General features: G+C 48.6%; 22 protein-coding genes. All 22 read left to right on the top strand.

Going from position 1 to position 18,072, the window contains the following annotated elements; all coding sequences use genetic code 11:
* The first annotated feature begins 140 nt into the window (after positions 1-140).
* On the top strand, positions 141-683 hold the full coding sequence (hslV, locus tag GC101_RS03520; RefSeq protein ID WP_039295147.1) for an ATP-dependent protease subunit HslV: 543 nt from the start codon (positions 141-143) through the stop codon (positions 681-683).
* 33 nt (positions 684-716) lie between these two features.
* Positions 717-2,117: an ATP-dependent protease ATPase subunit HslU gene (gene hslU, locus GC101_RS03515; RefSeq protein WP_039295151.1), complete on the top strand. Its 1,401-nt coding sequence runs from the start codon at positions 717-719 to the stop codon at positions 2,115-2,117.
* A 375-nt stretch (positions 2,118-2,492) separates the two neighbouring features.
* Positions 2,493-2,900 (top strand): flagellar basal body rod protein FlgB, encoded by a 408-nt coding sequence (flgB, locus tag GC101_RS03510; protein WP_039295153.1) that lies wholly within the window; start codon positions 2,493-2,495, stop codon positions 2,898-2,900.
* Positions 2,901-2,906: 6 nt separating this feature from the next.
* Positions 2,907-3,353: a flagellar basal body rod protein FlgC gene (gene flgC, locus GC101_RS03505; protein ID WP_042138162.1), complete on the top strand. Its 447-nt coding sequence runs from the start codon at positions 2,907-2,909 to the stop codon at positions 3,351-3,353.
* Positions 3,354-3,381: 28 nt separating this feature from the next.
* Positions 3,382-3,690 carry a flagellar hook-basal body complex protein FliE gene (gene fliE, locus GC101_RS03500; protein WP_171716095.1) on the top strand — a complete coding sequence of 103 codons (309 nt, stop codon included), beginning with the start codon at positions 3,382-3,384 and terminating at the stop codon, positions 3,688-3,690.
* A 34-nt stretch (positions 3,691-3,724) separates the two neighbouring features.
* Positions 3,725-5,314 carry a flagellar basal-body MS-ring/collar protein FliF gene (fliF, locus tag GC101_RS03495; RefSeq protein WP_171716094.1) on the top strand — a complete coding sequence of 530 codons (1,590 nt, stop codon included), beginning with the start codon at positions 3,725-3,727 and terminating at the stop codon, positions 5,312-5,314.
* Positions 5,315-5,318: 4 nt separating this feature from the next.
* Entirely contained in the window at positions 5,319-6,335 is a 1,017-nt protein-coding gene (gene fliG, locus GC101_RS03490) for a flagellar motor switch protein FliG (RefSeq protein ID WP_036692485.1), read from the top strand.
* Positions 6,328-7,176: a FliH/SctL family protein gene (locus GC101_RS03485; protein WP_171716093.1), complete on the top strand. Its 849-nt coding sequence runs from the start codon at positions 6,328-6,330 to the stop codon at positions 7,174-7,176. Before fliG ends, GC101_RS03485 begins: the two co-directional genes overlap by 8 nt.
* A complete protein-coding gene (gene fliI / locus GC101_RS03480) occupies positions 7,169-8,482 on the top strand; it encodes a flagellar protein export ATPase FliI (protein WP_042242743.1) in 1,314 nt (437 codons plus the stop codon). Before GC101_RS03485 ends, fliI begins: the two co-directional genes overlap by 8 nt.
* Positions 8,483-8,488: 6 nt before the next feature.
* Positions 8,489-8,932 carry a flagellar export protein FliJ gene (gene fliJ, locus GC101_RS03475; protein ID WP_171716092.1) on the top strand — a complete coding sequence of 148 codons (444 nt, stop codon included), beginning with the start codon at positions 8,489-8,491 and terminating at the stop codon, positions 8,930-8,932.
* A gap of 18 nt (positions 8,933-8,950) precedes the next feature.
* Entirely contained in the window at positions 8,951-9,907 is a 957-nt protein-coding gene (locus GC101_RS03470) for a magnesium transporter MgtE N-terminal domain-containing protein (protein ID WP_343049573.1), read from the top strand.
* Positions 9,908-9,929: 22 nt separating this feature from the next.
* Positions 9,930-11,390 (top strand): flagellar hook-length control protein FliK, encoded by a 1,461-nt coding sequence (locus GC101_RS03465; protein WP_171716091.1) that lies wholly within the window; start codon positions 9,930-9,932, stop codon positions 11,388-11,390.
* Positions 11,391-11,416: 26 nt separating this feature from the next.
* Positions 11,417-11,902, top strand: a complete 486-nt coding sequence (gene flgD / locus GC101_RS03460) for a flagellar hook assembly protein FlgD (protein ID WP_171716090.1) — start codon at positions 11,417-11,419, stop codon at positions 11,900-11,902.
* Positions 11,899-12,282 carry a TIGR02530 family flagellar biosynthesis protein gene (locus GC101_RS03455; RefSeq protein ID WP_042214883.1) on the top strand — a complete coding sequence of 128 codons (384 nt, stop codon included), beginning with the start codon at positions 11,899-11,901 and terminating at the stop codon, positions 12,280-12,282. The genes flgD and GC101_RS03455 overlap by 4 nt, the downstream gene beginning before the upstream one ends.
* 124 nt (positions 12,283-12,406) lie before the next feature.
* Positions 12,407-13,225, top strand: a complete 819-nt coding sequence (flgG, locus tag GC101_RS03450; RefSeq protein WP_171716089.1) for a flagellar basal body rod protein FlgG — start codon at positions 12,407-12,409, stop codon at positions 13,223-13,225.
* Positions 13,226-13,347: 122 nt separating this feature from the next.
* The gene (locus GC101_RS03445) at positions 13,348-13,572 is read left to right on the top strand and encodes a flagellar FlbD family protein (RefSeq protein ID WP_039295177.1); all 225 of its coding nucleotides are present in this window, start codon (positions 13,348-13,350) and stop codon (positions 13,570-13,572) included.
* On the top strand, positions 13,569-14,036 hold the full coding sequence (locus GC101_RS03440; protein ID WP_171716088.1) for a flagellar basal body-associated FliL family protein: 468 nt from the start codon (positions 13,569-13,571) through the stop codon (positions 14,034-14,036). Before GC101_RS03445 ends, GC101_RS03440 begins: the two co-directional genes overlap by 4 nt.
* Positions 14,037-14,076: 40 nt before the next feature.
* Complete coding sequence (gene fliM / locus GC101_RS03435; RefSeq protein WP_039295181.1) at positions 14,077-15,075, top strand: flagellar motor switch protein FliM; 999 nt, start codon at positions 14,077-14,079, stop codon at positions 15,073-15,075.
* Complete coding sequence (gene fliY, locus GC101_RS03430; RefSeq protein ID WP_171716087.1) at positions 15,065-16,375, top strand: flagellar motor switch phosphatase FliY; 1,311 nt, start codon at positions 15,065-15,067, stop codon at positions 16,373-16,375. The genes fliM and fliY overlap by 11 nt, the downstream gene beginning before the upstream one ends.
* 26 nt (positions 16,376-16,401) lie before the next feature.
* Complete coding sequence (locus GC101_RS03425) at positions 16,402-16,767, top strand: response regulator (protein WP_019910416.1); 366 nt, start codon at positions 16,402-16,404, stop codon at positions 16,765-16,767.
* A 9-nt stretch (positions 16,768-16,776) separates the two neighbouring features.
* The gene (locus GC101_RS03420) at positions 16,777-17,307 is read left to right on the top strand and encodes a flagellar biosynthetic protein FliO (protein ID WP_171716086.1); all 531 of its coding nucleotides are present in this window, start codon (positions 16,777-16,779) and stop codon (positions 17,305-17,307) included.
* Positions 17,304-18,068, top strand: coding sequence for a flagellar type III secretion system pore protein FliP (gene fliP, locus GC101_RS03415; RefSeq protein ID WP_171716085.1), 765 nt, complete (start codon positions 17,304-17,306; stop codon positions 18,066-18,068). Before GC101_RS03420 ends, fliP begins: the two co-directional genes overlap by 4 nt.
* Positions 18,069-18,072 lie beyond the last annotated feature (4 nt).

Here is an 18,072-nt window from a genome sequence, read left to right as displayed (position 1 = left end):
AACGCAAGCTTCCGGGACGGGTTGTCCGAAGCTGGTCCGGAATGCTTATGCCACAACACTAAGTGTATGCTTCCGGATCAGGTTTCTTCCAACCTGTTTCGGGATGCTAACGCTCACAAAACTTTAGGAGGGTGCCCATTATGTTACCCAGCTTTCATGCGACTACGATTTGTGCGGTAAGACATGACGGTCATGCCGCGATTGCCGGCGATGGTCAGGTTACATTCGGAGAGAGTGTCATTATGAAGACGACGGCCAAGAAGGTCCGCCGCCTGTACAGAGGACAAGTAATTGCCGGTTTTGCGGGCTCCGTAGCGGATGCAATTACTTTGTTTGAGAAGTTTGAGGGTAAGCTGGAAGAGCATCACGGCAATCTGCAGCGGGCAGCAGTAGAACTGGCCAAGGACTGGCGCCAGGATCGTATCCTGCGCAAGCTGGAAGCGCTCATGATCGTAATGGACAAGGAAGGCATGCTGCTTATTTCCGGAAACGGCGAAATTATTGAACCTGATGATGACGTGCTGGCAATTGGCTCCGGCGGCAACTTTGCGCTGGCTTCCGGACGCGCGCTCAAACGTCATGCATCGCATCTGGGCGCAGCGGATATTGCCAGAGAAGCTCTGCAGATCGCTTCCGAGATCTGTGTGTATACCAACTCCAATATTATTGTCGAACAATTATAGGCATGGTGCCATAGAAAGAGGGAGGAAGTCACAATGGTGAATCAATCGCTTACACCCCGCCAGATCGTAGCAGAGCTGGATAAATATATCGTAGGTCAGAAACAGGCTAAGAAATCGGTGGCCGTTGCTCTCCGCAACCGGTATCGGCGCAGCCTTTTATCCGAAGAGCTCCGGGATGAGGTTGTTCCTAAGAATATTCTCATGATTGGTCCTACAGGTGTCGGCAAAACGGAGATCGCACGGCGTCTGGCCAAGCTGGTCAATGCACCGTTCATCAAAGTGGAAGCCACTAAGTTCACGGAAGTCGGCTACGTAGGCCGTGATGTGGAATCGATGGTCCGTGACCTGGTAGAGACTTCAATCCGTATGGTGAAGCTGGAACGTACCGAGAAGGTGAAGGACCGTGCTGAAGAACTGGCGAACGACCGCATTGTAGCCATACTGGTTCCTTCGACCTCTAAGGGCAAATCGCAGCGCAATCCGTTCGAGATGATTTTTGGCGGCAATAACGGCGGTGCAGAGGAAGCCAAAGAAGAGCCGGAGGACGGTAGTCTGAGCGAGCGCCGCAGAGGCATTAAGTTCAAGCTGCTGGCGGGTCAGCTCGAGGACGATATCATTGAAATCGATGTGGAAGACACCACTCCTTCGATGATGGATATGTTTGCCGGCCAAGGCAATGACCAGATGGGCATGAACATGCAGGAAATGTTCGGCAGCCTGCTGCCTAAGCGTACGAAGAAGCGCAAGCTGCCGATCCGTGAAGCCCGTAAGGTGCTGATTCAGGATGAGGCTGCCAAGCTGATTGATACGGATGATATGATTCAGGAGTCGGTAGCCCGCGCAGAGCAGTCCGGTATTATTTTTATCGATGAGATTGATAAGGTGGCCAGCCAGGGTAAAGGCTCCGGTCCGGATGTATCCCGTGAAGGGGTGCAGCGCGATATCCTGCCTATCGTTGAAGGTTCCACTGTGATGACCAAATACGGGCCTGTGAAGACGGATTACGTATTATTCATTGCTGCAGGAGCTTTTCATATTGCCAAGCCTTCGGACCTAATTCCTGAGCTTCAGGGACGTTTCCCGATCCGTGTGGAGCTGAGCAGTCTTACTCTTGAGGATTTTGTCTCTATTCTGACCGAACCGGAGAACGCGCTGACGAAGCAATATGTTCATCTGCTGCAGACCGAGAACATCGAAATTCAGTTCCAGAAGGAAGCGATTCAGGAAATTGCCAAAATCGCCGCTTCCGTGAATCAGAATATGGAGAATATCGGGGCCCGGCGCCTGCATACGATTCTGGAGAAGCTGCTGGAGGACCTATCCTTCGAAGCGCCGGAGCTGACACTGGAGACAATGGTCATTACTCCGGAGTATGTTCGCGAAAAACTGGCAGGAATCGCCCAGGATCGCGATTTAAGCCAATATATCCTTTAAAGCGACAGAGTGTTATCCCGCTAAATTAGGTATTAAGAATTATTGCTATGCAAATTCGATTCGAAAATCATGCATAAAGAGTTAAATAATAGTAATTAAAAGAATTATATGGAATAAAAAAGGTAGAATATTGTAAAAACATGCTTTAAGCCCTCTCTTTTCAGAAAAGATAGGGCTTATTTCTTATTGTAATAATATACAAATTCTAAGAGAATCAATGTATGTGAGATTGACATAAGAATCATCCATCGACAGCGTTCGACCTGCCCTCGACAAATTAATGAAAATTTTAGCTTTTTTTGTCGAAAGTAAGCAGGAATTCGGGGGAAGTTGTGGAATTCTTTTCATTATGATAGGTTTGGAAGGGGGATTACCATGGGTTTGCTGAACAGTGTCAGTTTTCAAAGATTACAGGGAGGCCTAGATGCCGCCACCAAACGACAAAGTGTTCTGGCTAATAACGTTGCAAATGTTGATACGCCGAATTTTAAACGCTCTGATGTCAGTTTTGAAAGTTTCCTGAGACAACAGGAGAGCGGTGTGAAACCTACGCTGAGTGCGAAAGTATCAGACTCCCGGCATTTCCAATTCGGAACAGTAACTGGCGTGCCGGCTGCTGTTGTCAGTACAGATGAGACTACTTCTATGAATAACAACGGCAATAATGTGGATATGGACCGCGAACAGGCGCTGAGCGCCGAGAACCAGCTGAGGTATAACTCTTACGTTGAACAGTTGAACAGTCAGATTACTATGATGCGTACAGTTGTGCAGGGAGGGTAATAAATAATGAACTTTGGTAGCAGCTTTGGAATAAGCGCCTCGGCATTGACTGCCCAGCGCCTGCGGATGGATGTGATTTCCTCCAATATCGCCAATGCCGAGACAACCAGGGCTTCCGTGGTTGACGGCAAAGCCGTACCTTACCGCCGTAAGCTTGTAGTGCTGGAAACAGCCCAGGCTGATAGCTTCTCTAACATACTCGATTCAAAAATGAGCGGCGGCAGCGAAGGTGTTAAAGTGAAGTCGATTATTGAGGATACTTCACCGCTGAAGCCCGTATACAATCCAAGTCATCCGGATGCTGATGTTGACGGATATGTGTACATGCCGAATGTGGATCTTACGAAGGAAATGGTGGACATGCTGTCTGCCTCACGTTCTTATGAAGCGAATGTAACGATGCTTAATGCGTCCAAAGCGATGGTGGGTAAGGCGCTCGAAATCGGCCGTTAATTGAATTGATTGATTAGGAGGAGAATAATTGATACAGAACTTATTGATTGGAACTCAGGCTGTACAGCCGCTGGCTATGAAACCCGTAGCTTCAGAAGCTTCAGCCGTCTCCGAAACGGGACAAAGCTTTGGTTCATACTTGGAGAATGCCCTTAATCAGGTGGCAAACCAGGAACAACAGGCTAAAGACATGAGTAACAAATTTGTTTTGGGAGAAGTCAACATTGATGAAGCTATGATTTCGTCCCAACAGGCATTGCTGAGTTTGCAGTTGACTACACAAGTCCGGAACAAAGTAATTGAAGCCTATCAGGAAATTATGAGAACTCAAATCTAAATAATCCTAGCTACGTTTCGGATGGGGTGACACTGTGAATGAAAGATTGGCCCAGTACCGGGAGAAGATCACCCTGTATTGGAACAGATTCAGCGGTAAACAGAAAATATTATTTTTCTCCACTCTGTTTATCATCATAATAATAATCGTAGTTTTGACCATGCAATTATCAAAGACAGAATATGAAGTTGCTTTTCAGGATCTGGACAGTACCGATTCAGCGGGAGTTATGACTTATTTGGATACTTCGGGGATTCCTTACCGTTTAAGTCCGGATGGAAAGAGTATATCAGTACCCAGTACTGACGCCGCGCGCATCAAGATAGCCATTGGCTCGCAGGGGATCGTACAGGAAGGTTCGATCGGGTACAAAGTATTTGATGAATCTTCTTCGATGATTGGGACTACAGACAGTGAATTCAACGTGAAGTACAACAATGCCCTGAACGGCGAAGTTGAGCAGCTGATGAGAAGAATGCAGGGGATTAAAGATGTCAAGGTTCTGATTACCCTGCCGAAGGAAACTGTGTTTGCCTCTCAGGAGGATCAGGAGAAAGCGTTGGCTTCCGTGGTGCTTAGCTTCAATCCAGGATTTAGGCCTACACAGGATAATATCGACGGGTACTTCAATCTCGTAAAGACCGCTGTGCCGAATTTGCCGATTGACAACATTACGATTACTAATAATGAAGTCGAATTGATGCCGACAGCCAAAGGCGGACAAGCTGGCGTGTCCAGCCAGGTTGAAGAGAACTTCGCTTTGCAGAAGAAATTCGAAGATGATGTCAAGAAAGATGTCAAGCAATTCCTGAGTACGCTCACGGGTCCCGATAAAGTGGATGTTCTGGTGTTCTCCAAGCTCAATTTCGATAAGGAGAACCGTCAGGAAGAAATCGTACTGCCGGTAGATGCGGAGAATATGAAAGGGATTGAGATCAGTTCGCAAATTATCAGCAATACTTATTCGGGTCAAGGGAATACATCCGGTGGGGTTGCTGGTACAGGGTCGGAAGATGTCTCTGGATATCCTTCGGGGACTGACACGGGTACTTCTTCTTCTGAGGAATCGTCGGAGACCAGGAACTATGAAGTGAATCGAATCACTAAAGATATTATTGCAAGCCCATATACTGTTAAAGATTTAACCATTAATGTAGCAGTTGAACCACCTAATGGGCAAACAACTTTGGATGATACAACTTCAGCGGCGATCCAGAATATTCTGGTCAATATTGTCCGTGCTTCGTTGGCAGATTCAGGTATTACTTATACAGACGCCGATTTAACCAAAAAAGTTTCGGTATTCTCGCAACAATTTGGCAGTACTGCGGCGGATGCAGCATCCGGCGGACTGGCTAGCTGGATGATCTGGGCAATTGGCGGAGCCGCATTGCTGGTCGGTGCGGGCGGCGGTTACCTCATCTACCGCAGCCGCAAGAATAAGCAGGAGGAAGAAGCGGAAGATGATATTCCGCTGCAGGTTCCTACCGAGTTTCCTTCTATTAATATGGAGAGCGTGACGAATGAAAGTCAGGTCCGCAAGCAGCTGGAAAGTCTGGCGAAGAAAAAGCCGGATGAATTCGTAAACCTGCTGCGTACATGGCTTGCTGAAGAACAGAGGTGAAGGAATGGCAAAAGCTAGCCAGCAGGGACTTAGCGGCCGTCAAAAGGCGGCGATCCTGCTTATCACACTAGGGCCTGAAGTATCGGCACAAATATTTAAACATTTAAGAGATGAGGAAATCGAGCAGCTGACTCTGGAAATTGCGAATGTCCGTAAGGTGGACAGCGGGGAGAAAGAGTCGATCATGTCAGAATTTCATCAAATCTGTCTGGCTCAAGAATATATCTCTCAAGGCGGCATTAACTATGCCAAGGAGATACTCGAGAAAGCACTGGGTTCAGCCAAAGCGCTTGAAGTTATTAACCGATTAACGGCGACGCTGCAGGTAAGACCGTTCGATTTTGCCCGCAAAGCGGACCCGAACCAGATTCTCAACTTTATCCAGAACGAAAATGTCCAGACTATTGCACTAGTACTCTCTTATTTGCAGTTTGAACAAGCTGCCTCTATCCTGTCTTCCCTTCCTCAGGAGAAGCAGGCCGAGGTTGCCCGGAGAATAGCGATTATGGACAGCACCTCTCCTGAGGTTGTTACGCAAATTGAACGGGTTCTGGAACAGAAGCTGTCGGCTACAGTTACCCAGGATTATACAAATGCCGGCGGTATTGAATCGATTGTACAGATTCTGAACGGTGTTGACCGTGGTACGGAACGTACCATTCTCGACTCGCTGGAAATACAGGATCCGGAGTTGGCGGAAGAAATCAAGAAGCGGATGTTCGTCTTCGAGGATATCGTCAATGTGGACAACCGTTCAATCCAGCGCATCATCAAGGATATCGACAATGCGGATTTGCAGCTTGCGCTCAAGGTGGCCAGCGAGGAAGTGCGGGATGTTATTTTCCGCAATATGTCCAAGCGTATGGCCGAAACCTTCCGCGAAGAAATGGAATACATGGGTCCTGTGCGGCTGCGTGATGTGGAAGAAGCACAGACCCGCATCGTAGGCACGATCCGCAGACTCGAAGAGTCTGGTGAAATTATCATCGCCCGTGGCGGAGGAGATGACATTATTGTCTAAGCTGATCAAACATTCTCAATATGTTCCGGTAGATGTACTGAAGCGGCTGGAGCAGGCCAGACATCATGCAGGGCTTACCGAAGATCCTGTTGCCGAGGAGGCTCCAGGCGAAGTCCACTATCAGGATCCCGCCAGGGAAGCGGCAGAGCAGGCACGCAAGCAAATGCTGAAAGATGCCCAGGAGTTTGCTGAAGGGCAGGTCCGCAGTGCATCTCAGGAAGCCGAGAATATTATGGAATCAGCACGGAATGAAGCGGAAGAATGGTGGCGGCAGCGCAGGGAGCAGGATGAGCATCTTGTGGAAGCCGTCAAGTCTGAAGGATTTCAGCAAGGCTACCAGGAGGGTCTTGCCCATGCGGAGCAGGAGATGTCCCAGCGGCTTGCCGAGATGATGGAGGAAGCAAGAACTGTACTTCAGGAAGCTTACCGGGCAAGAAATGTAATTATTCAGGAAGCTGAACCTTTTCTGGTAGAGCTGAGCTGCGATATCGCCGAGAAAATAGTGGACAAGCAGCTGACCGTGGAACCGCAATTTGCAATGGAACTGATCCGCAAGAATCTGGCCCGTAAGCGCGAGCAGGGATTGATTTCCTTATGTGTCTCTCCGGCGCAGTTCGCGTTTGTCAACGCGGCGCGAGAAGAGCTTTCACTCGCCGTGGACTCACAGGCTGAGCTGCAGATTCTTCCGGATTCAACGGTTAAGGATCAGGGCTGTGTCATCCGCTCCTCCTTTGGCAGCATCGACGCACGTGTGGATACCCAGCTGGCTGAGATCAAAAAAGAACTGCTGCGAATCGCCCTGGACGTAGGTGAACACAGAAATGGGGAAGACGATGCTTGACAGCGGAAGGTACAAAGAACAGCTGCGTAATTTTGACCCGGTCCGGATTAACGGCAAGGTTACCCAGGTCATCGGACTGATGGTGGAGTCGGAAGGTCCGGATGCCAGCATCGGTGATGTGTGTTTTATTTATCCCGCCAAAGGAACTAAGCCGCTTCAGGCAGAGGTCGTAGGATTTCGTGACAACAAGGTGCTGTTGATGCCGCTTGGAGAACTGCAGGCCATCGGGCCTGGCTGTGATGTTGTCGGCACAGGTAAGCCGCTGAGTGTGCAGGTGGGCTCGGAGCTGCTGGGCAAGGTGCTTGACGGTTTGGGCCAGCCGCTTGACGGCTCACTCATTCCCGCCCGTATGCCGCACAGTTCGACCTTCAATATTCCTTCCAATCCGCTTAACCGTCCGCGTGTAGCTGAACCTATCAGCATCGGGGTCAGGGCGATTGACGGACTTCTCACCATCGGTAAAGGACAGCGGGTCGGCATTTTTGCAGGCTCTGGCGTCGGCAAGAGCACACTGATGGGAATGATTGCCCGTAACACTTCGGCAGATGTGAATGTTATTGCCCTTATCGGTGAGCGGGGCAGGGAAGTGCTTGATTTCATTGAGCGCGACCTGGGGCCGGAAGGGCTGCAGCGTTCGGTGGTTATCGTGGCTACTTCGGATCAGCCGGCGCTGATCCGGATCAAAGGTGCCTTGATCGCCACTACAATCGCCGAATACTTCCGTGACCGCGGACTGAATGTCATGCTGATGATGGACTCGGTTACCCGTTATGCCATGGCCCAGCGCGAGGTTGGGCTGGCGGTAGGTGAACCTCCTGCAATGAGAGGGTACACCCCGTCGGTGTTCGCCAGTCTGCCTAAGCTGCTGGAACGGGCCGGAACAGGCCCCACAGGGTCCATCACCGCATTTTATACAGTGCTGGTTGACGGTGACGATATGAACGAGCCGATCGCCGATGCTGTGCGCGGTATCCTGGATGGACATATTGTCCTGAACCGGAATATCGCGAATAAAGGACATTTCCCGGCAATCGATGTTCTCTCCAGCATCAGCCGTGTGATGAAGGATATAGCACCGGAAGAGCAGATTGCTGCAGCAGAGAATGTAAAGCGGCTTATGGCGGTCTATAAGGATTCCGAGGATCTGATCAATATCGGAGCTTATCAAAGAGGCTCGAACGCCCAAATCGATGAATCGATGCATTACATCGACAGCATCTGGGATTTCACCAAGCAAAAAGTGAATGAGAAGGTAACCCTTAGCGAAGTGCAGCAGTCTTTAATTTCACAGTTCTCGAGGAGTTGATTGATCATGAGATTCCATTATACTTTTCAAAAAGTGGTGGACTTGAAGGGTAACGAAAAAACACAGGCAGAGTGGATGCTCTCAAGCGCGCTCGGAGAACTGCAGGCACAGGAAAAAAGCCTTGATGAATTAATTATACAGCGCAATGCGGTAATGTCGTCTTTACAGAGTGCAGCTGAGCAAAAGACACCTATGGCTAAGCTTCGCGAAATGCAGGATTATGTGGATTATCTGGATAAGTGCATTGCCCGCAAGCATTCCGATATCAGCCGGGCGCATACAGAGGTTCAGAGCAAGCAGGACCATCTCAGTACCAAGGTTCTGGATGAGAAGGTATGGCTCAAGGCCAAAGACAAAGCACAAACAGCATTTCTGCAGAATATGAGTTTACGGGAACAAAACGAACTGGATGAGATGGCTACCGTCCGCTTCGCGATGAAATCCCTCTAACCCGGGAGGTTTCCGCTAGTGGCAAATAATCAAATGGAACTTGAAGATGAAGGGTCGGCAGGTAAATTTGAGCGTTTTTTATTCTTGATGATTCCGATCATCTTCACGCTTGTACTGCTTGGAGTACTGTTGACCCTATTTAATATGGACATCCGGAATAATGTCCTTGAGATTGCGAACAAGATTCCTGTGGTGGAGAAATGGGTGCCTGAACCTGCCCCGGATCCGGATTCGGATACCGCCGGAGAAACCGCAGATGATCCGCAAGCTGAAAGTAAAGAGCAGGCTGCGAGTTCGGAGAGCACGATTAAAGAGCTGAAGTCTCAGCTTAACGCGCAGGCAGCGCAGCTGAAACAGGCAGAAGAAGACAAGGCGTCCGAGGCTAACAAAGCTGAGGCGCTTCAGAAGCAGATTGACGGGATGAAGGAAGCGGCGGCGACAGTTGCAGCTACTGAGGAAGAGGAAGATCCATATCTCAAGCAGGTTACGGATCTGGCCAAGCTGTATGCGGGAATGAAGGCCTCCAAAGCTGCACCGATTATGGAGAACTTGACCACAGATGAAATGGTCCAAATCTTCAGTGTGATGAGCAATGCCAGCAAAACGGCCATCCTGGAAAAAATGGACCCGAAAAAAGCTGCGGATGTGTCTATAAAGCTAAAAGAAACAACGAATTCAACCGATATGGCTATTGCAGCCCTTCAATCGAGACTGAAACAGGATGAAGCCGGTACAACCACGGCTGCAGCCTCAGCCAATCTTGATCAGGAGAAGCTCAGCCAGACTTTTACCTCAATGCCTGCTGCTGACGCGGCTACACTGCTGGGTTCGATGTACAGTATTAGCCCGGATAAGGTCATCACCATACTGAATACAGTCAGTGATACTGTCCGCTCCTCTATCCTGGGGGAGATGACCAAGAATGACAGCGCACAGGCAGCCAAAATTGTAAACCGGCTGATGGGCGGTAAATAACACTTGAAGGGAGGTGAAAAAGATGAGTTTAATCGTACAAACATTAAGTGCAGGTAACCTGGCTGCTGCCGGTGGAACGTCAACGGGTACCAGTGGAACTGCCAGTACGGCTACACCTTTTGCCCAGACGCTTGTACAAAGTATGGGAGGCACTGCTGCTAAAGGGACGGAAGCACCTGTATTAGGCAATCTGGCTTCCTTGCTGCAGGGTCTTCTGAACGCGGTACAGACGAAGGGTGAAGAGTCCGCCAGTACGGACGCCAAGAAATCAGAACTTCTGGAAGGCCTAACTCAGGACATGGAGAATCTGGATGCAAGTCTGGAGGCTGATCCCGCACTGCTTGCTGCTCTTCAAGGGTGGATTCTTCAAGTGTCGGCGCTCTTATCCGGTAATACTCCGGCTGAACAGACAGATGCATCAGACACTGGAGCAGTAGCATCAACAGGTCTGTCGCCACTTGCCCAGAACCCGGAAACCCTGCGCTTTGCAGTCCAGGATGAGCTGAACAGCCTGGTCCAACTGGTTCAGGATGCAGCTGTTAGCGGAAGTGAAGAAACAGCAGCCAAAGGTGCTGCACTGTTGAATCAATTCTCGGCTATTCTGGCTGGAAGCGTGCCTGCCGATAACAAACCCAAGCTCAAGACAGTAAGTACAACAGAGGCTTCGTCAGCATCGCTTAAGCAGGCATCCGGAACAGAAACCAAACAGAATGTTGATGATAGCAGAAGAGTAGCTTCAAACATCCGTACATTTTTGGATGCCGCAGTTAAGGCGGAATCTGCTCCAGTACCAACAGCAGTAAACGGTACAACCGTAACTGCAGAAGAGAGCCCTCAGGTTCCCTCCACGGGGATAGCTACAGTCAAGGAGACGGCAACTGCCGAGGAAGCTTTGCCGGCCGTCAAAACATCAGCTGGCGAGCTTGAAATCGTTACAGCAGGCCAGTTATCGCTTAGTAACGGAATTTCAGCACCACTGAAAGCAATATCCTCACCAGTGCCGGTTCAGCAATTCGCTCAGGAAATGAACACTTTTATCAGCGGTAAATTGGAAATCGTCAAAAAGGGCGGAGTAGCTGAAGCTACAATCACCTTATTTCCGGAGAATCTTGGACAAGTCGATGTGAAAATATCGATGCAAAATGGTAATCTGGTTGCCCAATTCCTGACCCAGCATAGCGGGACGAAGGATATTCTTGAGCAGCAGATGAACCAGCTTCGTTTAGCTTTACAGTCCCAAGGCCTACAGGTAGAAAGACTTGAGGTAACCCAGAACAACCCATCGGCTCAGTCACAATGGACCGGACAGCAGGGTCAACAGACGGGAGCTGGCGGACAACAGCAGGGCAGACGCTCTAGAGAGCGCCAGGAAGAATCAGCAGATGCGGTGCTAGCTGCAGAGCTTAATGGAGAATGGAAAGACTGGGTCTCGGCAACGCAGCAAGATAATAATCAGAACGGCAGTTTTTCGGCCAAAGTATAATAACTGGACAAGCGAGGTGAAATGAAATGGCAACAACGAATCCCGTTTCCGGCAGTAACTCATGGAATTACGTTTCGGATAATTCAACTACCAAGACAACAGGCAACTCTACACTGGGCAAAGATCAATTTCTTAAAATATTGATTACCCAGCTGCAGAATCAGGACCCGATGCAGCCGATGGAGGATAAGGAATTTATCGCTCAGATGGCCCAGTTCTCATCTGTCGAACAGTTAATGAACATTTCCACCCAGCTTACGGCGCTGAATCAGTCACTAGGTTCTGTATCCGGTCTGATCGGCAAAGATGTCACTTGGACAGATGCCCAAACCAAATTACCGAAATCAGGCAATGTAGAATCCATTGTTGTGAGCAGCGGTGTACAGTACGCGGTAGTAGGCAGTGAGCGGATCGCCTTAACAGATATCACACAAATTCAGAATCCTTCTGCTGAACCGGCAGCGGGCAGTGATACTTCAACGGGCGGCGGGGAGAGCGGGGCGACCACATGAGCGACAGACTGACAATAGGCCAGCTGTATCCGGCGAGTGTACACCCTTCAACGCTGCAGCGTCAGCAGTCAGCCAAGAGCTCTGTAAGCTCTGAAGCTTCATTTGAGAGCGTGCTGCAGAAGAATATGCTGAAGTTCAGCAATCATGCGGCAAAGCGGCTTGAACAGCGGGGAATCGAGCTTGGCAGCCGACAATTGGATCAGATCTCGTCTGCGGTAGACAAGGCAGCGGCCAAGGGAAGCAAAGAATCGCTGATCCTGATGAAAGATATGGCGTTAATCGTAAGTGTTGCCAACCGCACCGTAGTTACAGCTATGGATGGAAACTCTATGAAAGATAATGTATTTACGCAGATTGACAGTGCAGTAATTATTTCATAAACCGGCTGGTCCTAACTGGAGAGCCGGAATGTCCGCCGACCGACTGACGCGGGCATCACTCCAATTTCCATCATTCTAATTTTAAGAGTCTTCAAAGACTCTAAATCCGGGAGGACGACAAATAATGTTAAGATCTATGTATTCAGGAGTATCAGGTATGCGCGGGTTCCAGACTAAGCTGGACGTTATCGGTAACAATATTGCCAACGTCAACACCATCGGTTTCAAATCAGGCCGTGTAATGTTCAAGGACATCATGAGCCAGACGGTATCCGGTGTTACGGCACCTGTTGATGGCGGACAAGGCGGGGTTAATGCCAAACAGATTGGACTAGGGGTAAGCATTGGTTCTGTGGACACGATGCATTTGGCGGGCAGTGCCATGACAACTAATAACCCTACGGATCTGCGGATTGACGGAGACGGATTCTTCCTGGTAAAACTCACGGATGATCAGGAGACGCCTTTCCTTACACGCGCAGGAGATTTTCATGTGGATTCTAACCGTAATCTCATTACTTCCGATGGTCTTCATGTCGTGAGTGTTGATGGGGAATCCATTCAATTGCCTGAAGAGGCTACCGCTTTCTCTATTTCAAGTGACGGTACCATTGTTCAGACGATGGCTGACGGGACGACTGAACAAGGGGTTCAAATCGCCGTTGCCAAAGTTAGCAATCCGCAAGGTCTTGAGAAAATCGGCGGCAATCTGTACCGGATGACGTTGAATGCCAACGCAGAGGGGGCGCTGGAACCGACTACTGCCAACAATGCTGAAGTGGGAACAGGCTCAATTGTTGCCGGCCAGCTGGAAATGTCTAACGTCGATCTGACGAACGAGTTCACGGAGATGATCGTGTCACAACGTGGTTTCCAGGCGAACTCACGTATTATTACAACTTCAGATGAAGTACTCCAGGAAGTTGTTAACCTCAAGCGTTAAGTTTTTGAGAATATGAGGGTTAGTCATAAACTTGCTGTATAATAGTAACTTTCCGCCTGAGGCGGTATTGTTATTATAGTCGTGGGGGGGACTCCTCCCCCTATTTTGTTAGGAGGCCTGTTATGATTTCGGTAACAAGATTGAATGGGGCGGCGATGTGGTTAAATGCCCTGCTGGTTGAAATGGTTGAAGAATCCCCGGATACGTATATCACGCTCGTAACCGGCAAAAGGCTGATTGTGCTTGAAAAGGCTGATGAAGTCATTGAGAAGATCAAGGAATACAACAGGGACATAGGCACACATGCTGCCACCATTAAAGTCCAATCGATGGAGGAGCTTTCATGAAGAAGATGATGCCATGGCTCATTACGATTTTACTGGCGATTACGCTCATTGTAGTAGCCGCATTTTTACTAATGGACAGGTTTTTCCCCAGTGATGCGAATGATGTAAACCAAGCTGTCCAGAACGTGGAAGCTAAGATACTAAGCGCGGATGAAATCGTCGCCTTGACGGCGGAAATCACTGATATCAAAACTAATCTTGCCGATCCCGATTATATCCTTTCAGTTGACATCGCGTTTCAGCTAGATTCTGCGAAGTCCAAGGAAGAATTCGAAAAGATAAAAGCTATTAAAATTACACCGCTTATTATCAAAGCGATTGCCGATGCCCGGCCTGAGGATTTAAACGGGGCCAGCGGCAAAGATCAATTCAGCAGCAAACTGGTGAACATAATCAATAAGAATTTGACTGAAGGCACGATTACCCAGATCGAATTCACCAAATTCATCTTGGCACCAATGTAACTGCTGGCGGGATAATTCTTTGATGGGGGGGTGATTGAAATTGGTTGATGTACTATCACAAAATGAAATTGATGCTCTGCTTGCTGCACTCTCATCCGGTGAAATGGATGCCGATGAACTAAAAAAAGAAGAAACCCAGAAAAAAATCCGCTCTTACGATTTCAAACGGGCCGTACGCTTCTCCAAAGATCATATCCGCAGTCTTACCCGGATCCATGATAACTTTGCCCGCTATCTTACAACGTACTTTTCGGCCCAATTGCGCACTTTTGTACAAATCAGTGTCGTTCAAGTAGAGCAGCTCCCTTATGATGAGTTTATCCGCTCTATTCCCAAAATGACGATACTGAATATTTTTGAAGCTGAACCTTTAGAGGGCCGAATGGTTATGGAAGTGCATCCGAATATTGCCTTTGCCATGCTGGACAGACTGCTTGGCGGATTTGGTACAGCACCTTCGAAGATTAACGCCCTGACTGAAATCGAAACGACAATTATGGAGAGAATTTTCAGCAGATGTTTCGAAAGTCTGCAGGAAGCCTGGAAGACAGTTCTGGACATTCATCCACGGATGGAAGCACTGGAAACGAATCCGCAGTTTATGCAAATTGTATCGCCAAATGAAACGATTGCTCTTATCTCCCTCAGTACCAAAATTGGAGATACCACCGGGATGATCAACCTCTGTATCCCTCACGTTGTTCTAGAGCCGATTATGTCGAGGCTGTCTGTTCACCAGTGGTTTGTATCCGAGAAGAAGGTGCGGGATGAGGTTGAGCTTGAAGCCATCCGGGCAAGAGTTCACCGGGCTCAGCTTCCGATAGTAGCAGAGCTGGGTGAATCGAGGTTATCCATTGCTGAATTTCTCGGGCTCAGTGTCGGCGACGTGATTTCTCTTAACAAGACTGTGGATTCCGGACTGTCAATCAAGGTAGGGGACAAGCTGAAATTCATCGGAAGTCCTGGGATAATCAAAGAACGAGTGGCTGTGCAAATAGACGAGATTGTCAGCGAAGGGGTTGAAGAGTTTGACGAGTAAAGATTATTTGTCCCAAGAAGAGATAGATGCTCTTCTTAGACAGTCTGCGGAAGGTAACCTGGCTCCCTCGCCGAAGACAGTGGATGATTATTTAACACCTTTTGAACAGGATGCTCTGGGAGAGATTGGGAATATTACATTCGGCAGTGCAGCGACTGCGCTGTCCACTCTGCTCGGCAAAAAGGTTGATATCACGACTCCAAAGGTATCGATTATTACCCGCAGTGAGTTCGAGGAAGCATTCCCTAAACCTCATGTCGCAGTTCATGTACAGTATGTGGACGGTTTCCAGGGGATCAATTCACTGGTCATCAAGATCAGGGATGCACAGGTTATTGCCGATTTAATGCTTGGCGGTGAAGGTGAACCCAAAGACGAGGAATTGAATGAAATTCATATCAGCGCCGTGCAGGAAGCCATGAATCAGATGATGGGCTCATCCGCTACTTCCATGTCGACTATATTTAACAGATTCGTTAATATTTCTCCTCCAGGCATCGATATTCTAAATATGTCCAGTGGAGAAGGGGTTGGAAGCCTGCCGGATGATGAAACATTAATCCAGATTTCGTTCCGGCTGAAGATCGGCGATTTGATCGATTCCACGATTATGCAGCTGCTGCCGGTACCGTTCGCCAAAGACATGGTGACCATGCTATTGGGCGATGTCAGCCAGGCTGACCAGGAAGCGGCGGTTGCATCGACCACAACACCTCCCAAACCCGCCGCTGCACCAGAACCTGCTCCGGCAGCACCTCCGGTACAGCAGCAGATGCCGGCACCTGACCCAGGAGGGATCCCTCCTCAATATCCGCCGCAGGGGATGCCGCCATATCCGGGAATGCCTGAAGGTGGCTATTATTATCCTCCGGCCGGTATGCCAGCCTATGGAATGCCGGGTATGCCGCCTTACGGAATGCCGCCTCAAGGAACGCCATATCCGCAGGCGTCACCGCAGAATTCTGCACCTAATCGCAATGTGAATGTACAGCCGGTACAATTTGCCAACCTCAGTGCAGGGGCTTTTGGCAATATTGACGAAAATAATTTAAATTTATTGATGGACATACCACTGAGAGTGACCGTAGAATTAGGAAGGACCCAGAAGCAGATCAAAGATATTCTGGAAATGTCGCAAGGTTCGATTATCGAACTGGACAAACTGGCGGGCGAGCCTGTTGACATTCTGGTTAACAACAAGCTCATTGCCAAAGGGGAAGTCGTAGTTATAGACGAAAACTTCGGTGTCCGCGTTACGGATATCGTCAGCCAGTGGGACCGTATACAAAAATTACAATAAGCATACTTAGGGAGGATTTTGTAAAAATGGCTAACCGAATTCTAATCGTGGACGATGCAGCATTTATGAGAATGATGATCCGGGACATTTTGTCGAAGAACGGATTTGAGGTAGTGGGTGAAGCCCAGGACGGTTCACAGGCTATAGAGAAATTTAAGGAACTGCGTCCGGATCTGATCACGATGGATATCACCATGCCTGAAATGGACGGAATCGCCGCCCTAAAAGAAATCAAAAAAGTAGATGCCAATGCCAAAGTCATCATGTGTTCAGCCATGGGTCAGCAGGCTATGGTCATTGATGCAATTCAAGCCGGAGCGAAGGACTTTATCGTTAAGCCTTTCCAGGCTGACCGTGTAATTGAAGCTATCAATAAAACGTTGGGTGTGTAGGAATCAGGTATGTTAGCCAATTCCGGAACGCTCGGAGACGGTAGTAATGCCCTGCTGAATTTGCTCAAAGTTGTTTTCGTTCTTGCAGTAATTGTCATTCTTATCGTGCTGCTGATCCGATTTCTGGGACGCCGCAATCAGACAATGATGAGCGGCCGTTCCATCCGTACACTTGGTGCGATGGGGCTCGGTCCGAATAAGTCGATTCAGATCATCGAACTCGGCGGCAGCCTCTATCTGATCGGAGTGGGTGAGAATATATCTATGATGGATAAAATCACCGATCCGGCAGAAGTTGCTTTAATCATTTCCGCATTCGAAGATCAAACGTCAGGAACTGACAACTTTATTACACCGCTTATCGCCAAAATCAAATCCAAGCTGCGCGGTGAAGTCCCGTCCCAGGAAATTGAACTTAATGAGACTTCGTCTTTCTATGAGACGCTGCAGTCCAAGCTTGCGCTTGCGCCTGAGCGTAAAGAGAAGCTCGAAGAGCTGCTGCGGGATGATGACCTTAAGAATGAGTCGAGGGATTTATGAAAAAAAAGCTGATTCTTTCGTTACTGCTTCTAGGTATATTCAGTATTGTTCTTCTGCATCCGGTTCACGCAGATCCTATTCCCAACATTAGTATTCAGGTTGGTGATAACGATGCCTCAAGCGGAGGTACCAGTTCTATCTCTATATTGCTTCTCGTAACGGTTCTGAGTATAGCCCCGTCATTTCTGGTGCTGATGACCAGCTTTACCCGGATTGTAATCGTTCTGGGGTTTGTAAGAACATCGCTAGGTACCCAATCAATGCCTCCAAACCAGGTGCTTGTGGGACTGGCTTTGTTCCTGACCCTGTTCATTATGTCACCGACATTGGCAACAGTGAATGAAACGGCCTTACAGCCGTATATGAAAGGCACGCTGACCCAGAGCGAGGCACTCAATAAAGCGCAGGAACCGCTGAAGGAATTTATGTTCAAGCAGACCAATACCAAGGACCTGCTGCTGTTTATGAACTATACCGGTAACAATGCTTCGGTCAAACCGGCCAGCTACAATGATATTCCTTTGACAGTTATGGTACCTGCTTTCGCTATCGGTGAGATGAAAAAGGCTTTCACAATGGGATTTATGATTTTCATCCCGTTTCTGATCATTGATATTGTCGTAGCCAGTACCTTGATGGCCATGGGGATGATGATGTTACCACCGGTTATGATTTCGCTGCCGTTTAAAATTTTACTCTTTGTATTGGTGGACGGATGGTACTTAGTAATCAAATCATTGCTGCTTAGTTTTAACACCTGACGCT

The sequence above is a fragment of the Paenibacillus phytohabitans genome (assembly GCF_013141775.1).
GTDB lineage: Bacteria > Bacillota > Bacilli > Paenibacillales > Paenibacillaceae > Paenibacillus_AQ > Paenibacillus_AQ phytohabitans.
Note: the sequence above shows the minus strand (reverse complement) of the source record. Positions and strands in the feature narration are given on the sequence as shown.

Excerpts from the sequence above, each read along its gene's own strand:
- hslV (WP_039295147.1), top strand. The coding sequence starts at position 141 with ATGTTACCCAGCTTTCATGCGACTACGATTTGTGCGGTAAGACATGAC.
- hslU (WP_039295151.1), top strand. The coding sequence starts at position 717 with ATGGTGAATCAATCGCTTACACCCCGCCAGATCGTAGCAGAGCTGGAT.
- flgB (WP_039295153.1), top strand. The coding sequence starts at position 2,493 with ATGGGTTTGCTGAACAGTGTCAGTTTTCAAAGATTACAGGGAGGCCTA.
- flgC (WP_042138162.1), top strand. The coding sequence starts at position 2,907 with ATGAACTTTGGTAGCAGCTTTGGAATAAGCGCCTCGGCATTGACTGCC.
- fliG (WP_036692485.1), top strand. The coding sequence starts at position 5,319 with ATGGCAAAAGCTAGCCAGCAGGGACTTAGCGGCCGTCAAAAGGCGGCG.
- fliI (WP_042242743.1), top strand. The coding sequence starts at position 7,169 with ATGCTTGACAGCGGAAGGTACAAAGAACAGCTGCGTAATTTTGACCCG.
- fliJ (WP_171716092.1), top strand. The coding sequence starts at position 8,489 with ATGAGATTCCATTATACTTTTCAAAAAGTGGTGGACTTGAAGGGTAAC.
- GC101_RS03465 (WP_171716091.1), top strand. The coding sequence starts at position 9,930 with ATGAGTTTAATCGTACAAACATTAAGTGCAGGTAACCTGGCTGCTGCC.
- flgD (WP_171716090.1), top strand. The coding sequence starts at position 11,417 with ATGGCAACAACGAATCCCGTTTCCGGCAGTAACTCATGGAATTACGTT.
- GC101_RS03455 (WP_042214883.1), top strand. The coding sequence starts at position 11,899 with ATGAGCGACAGACTGACAATAGGCCAGCTGTATCCGGCGAGTGTACAC.
- flgG (WP_171716089.1), top strand. The coding sequence starts at position 12,407 with ATGTTAAGATCTATGTATTCAGGAGTATCAGGTATGCGCGGGTTCCAG.
- GC101_RS03445 (WP_039295177.1), top strand. The coding sequence starts at position 13,348 with ATGATTTCGGTAACAAGATTGAATGGGGCGGCGATGTGGTTAAATGCC.
- GC101_RS03440 (WP_171716088.1), top strand. The coding sequence starts at position 13,569 with ATGAAGAAGATGATGCCATGGCTCATTACGATTTTACTGGCGATTACG.
- GC101_RS03425 (WP_019910416.1), top strand. The coding sequence starts at position 16,402 with ATGGCTAACCGAATTCTAATCGTGGACGATGCAGCATTTATGAGAATG.
- GC101_RS03420 (WP_171716086.1), top strand. The coding sequence starts at position 16,777 with ATGTTAGCCAATTCCGGAACGCTCGGAGACGGTAGTAATGCCCTGCTG.
- fliP (WP_171716085.1), top strand. The coding sequence starts at position 17,304 with ATGAAAAAAAAGCTGATTCTTTCGTTACTGCTTCTAGGTATATTCAGT.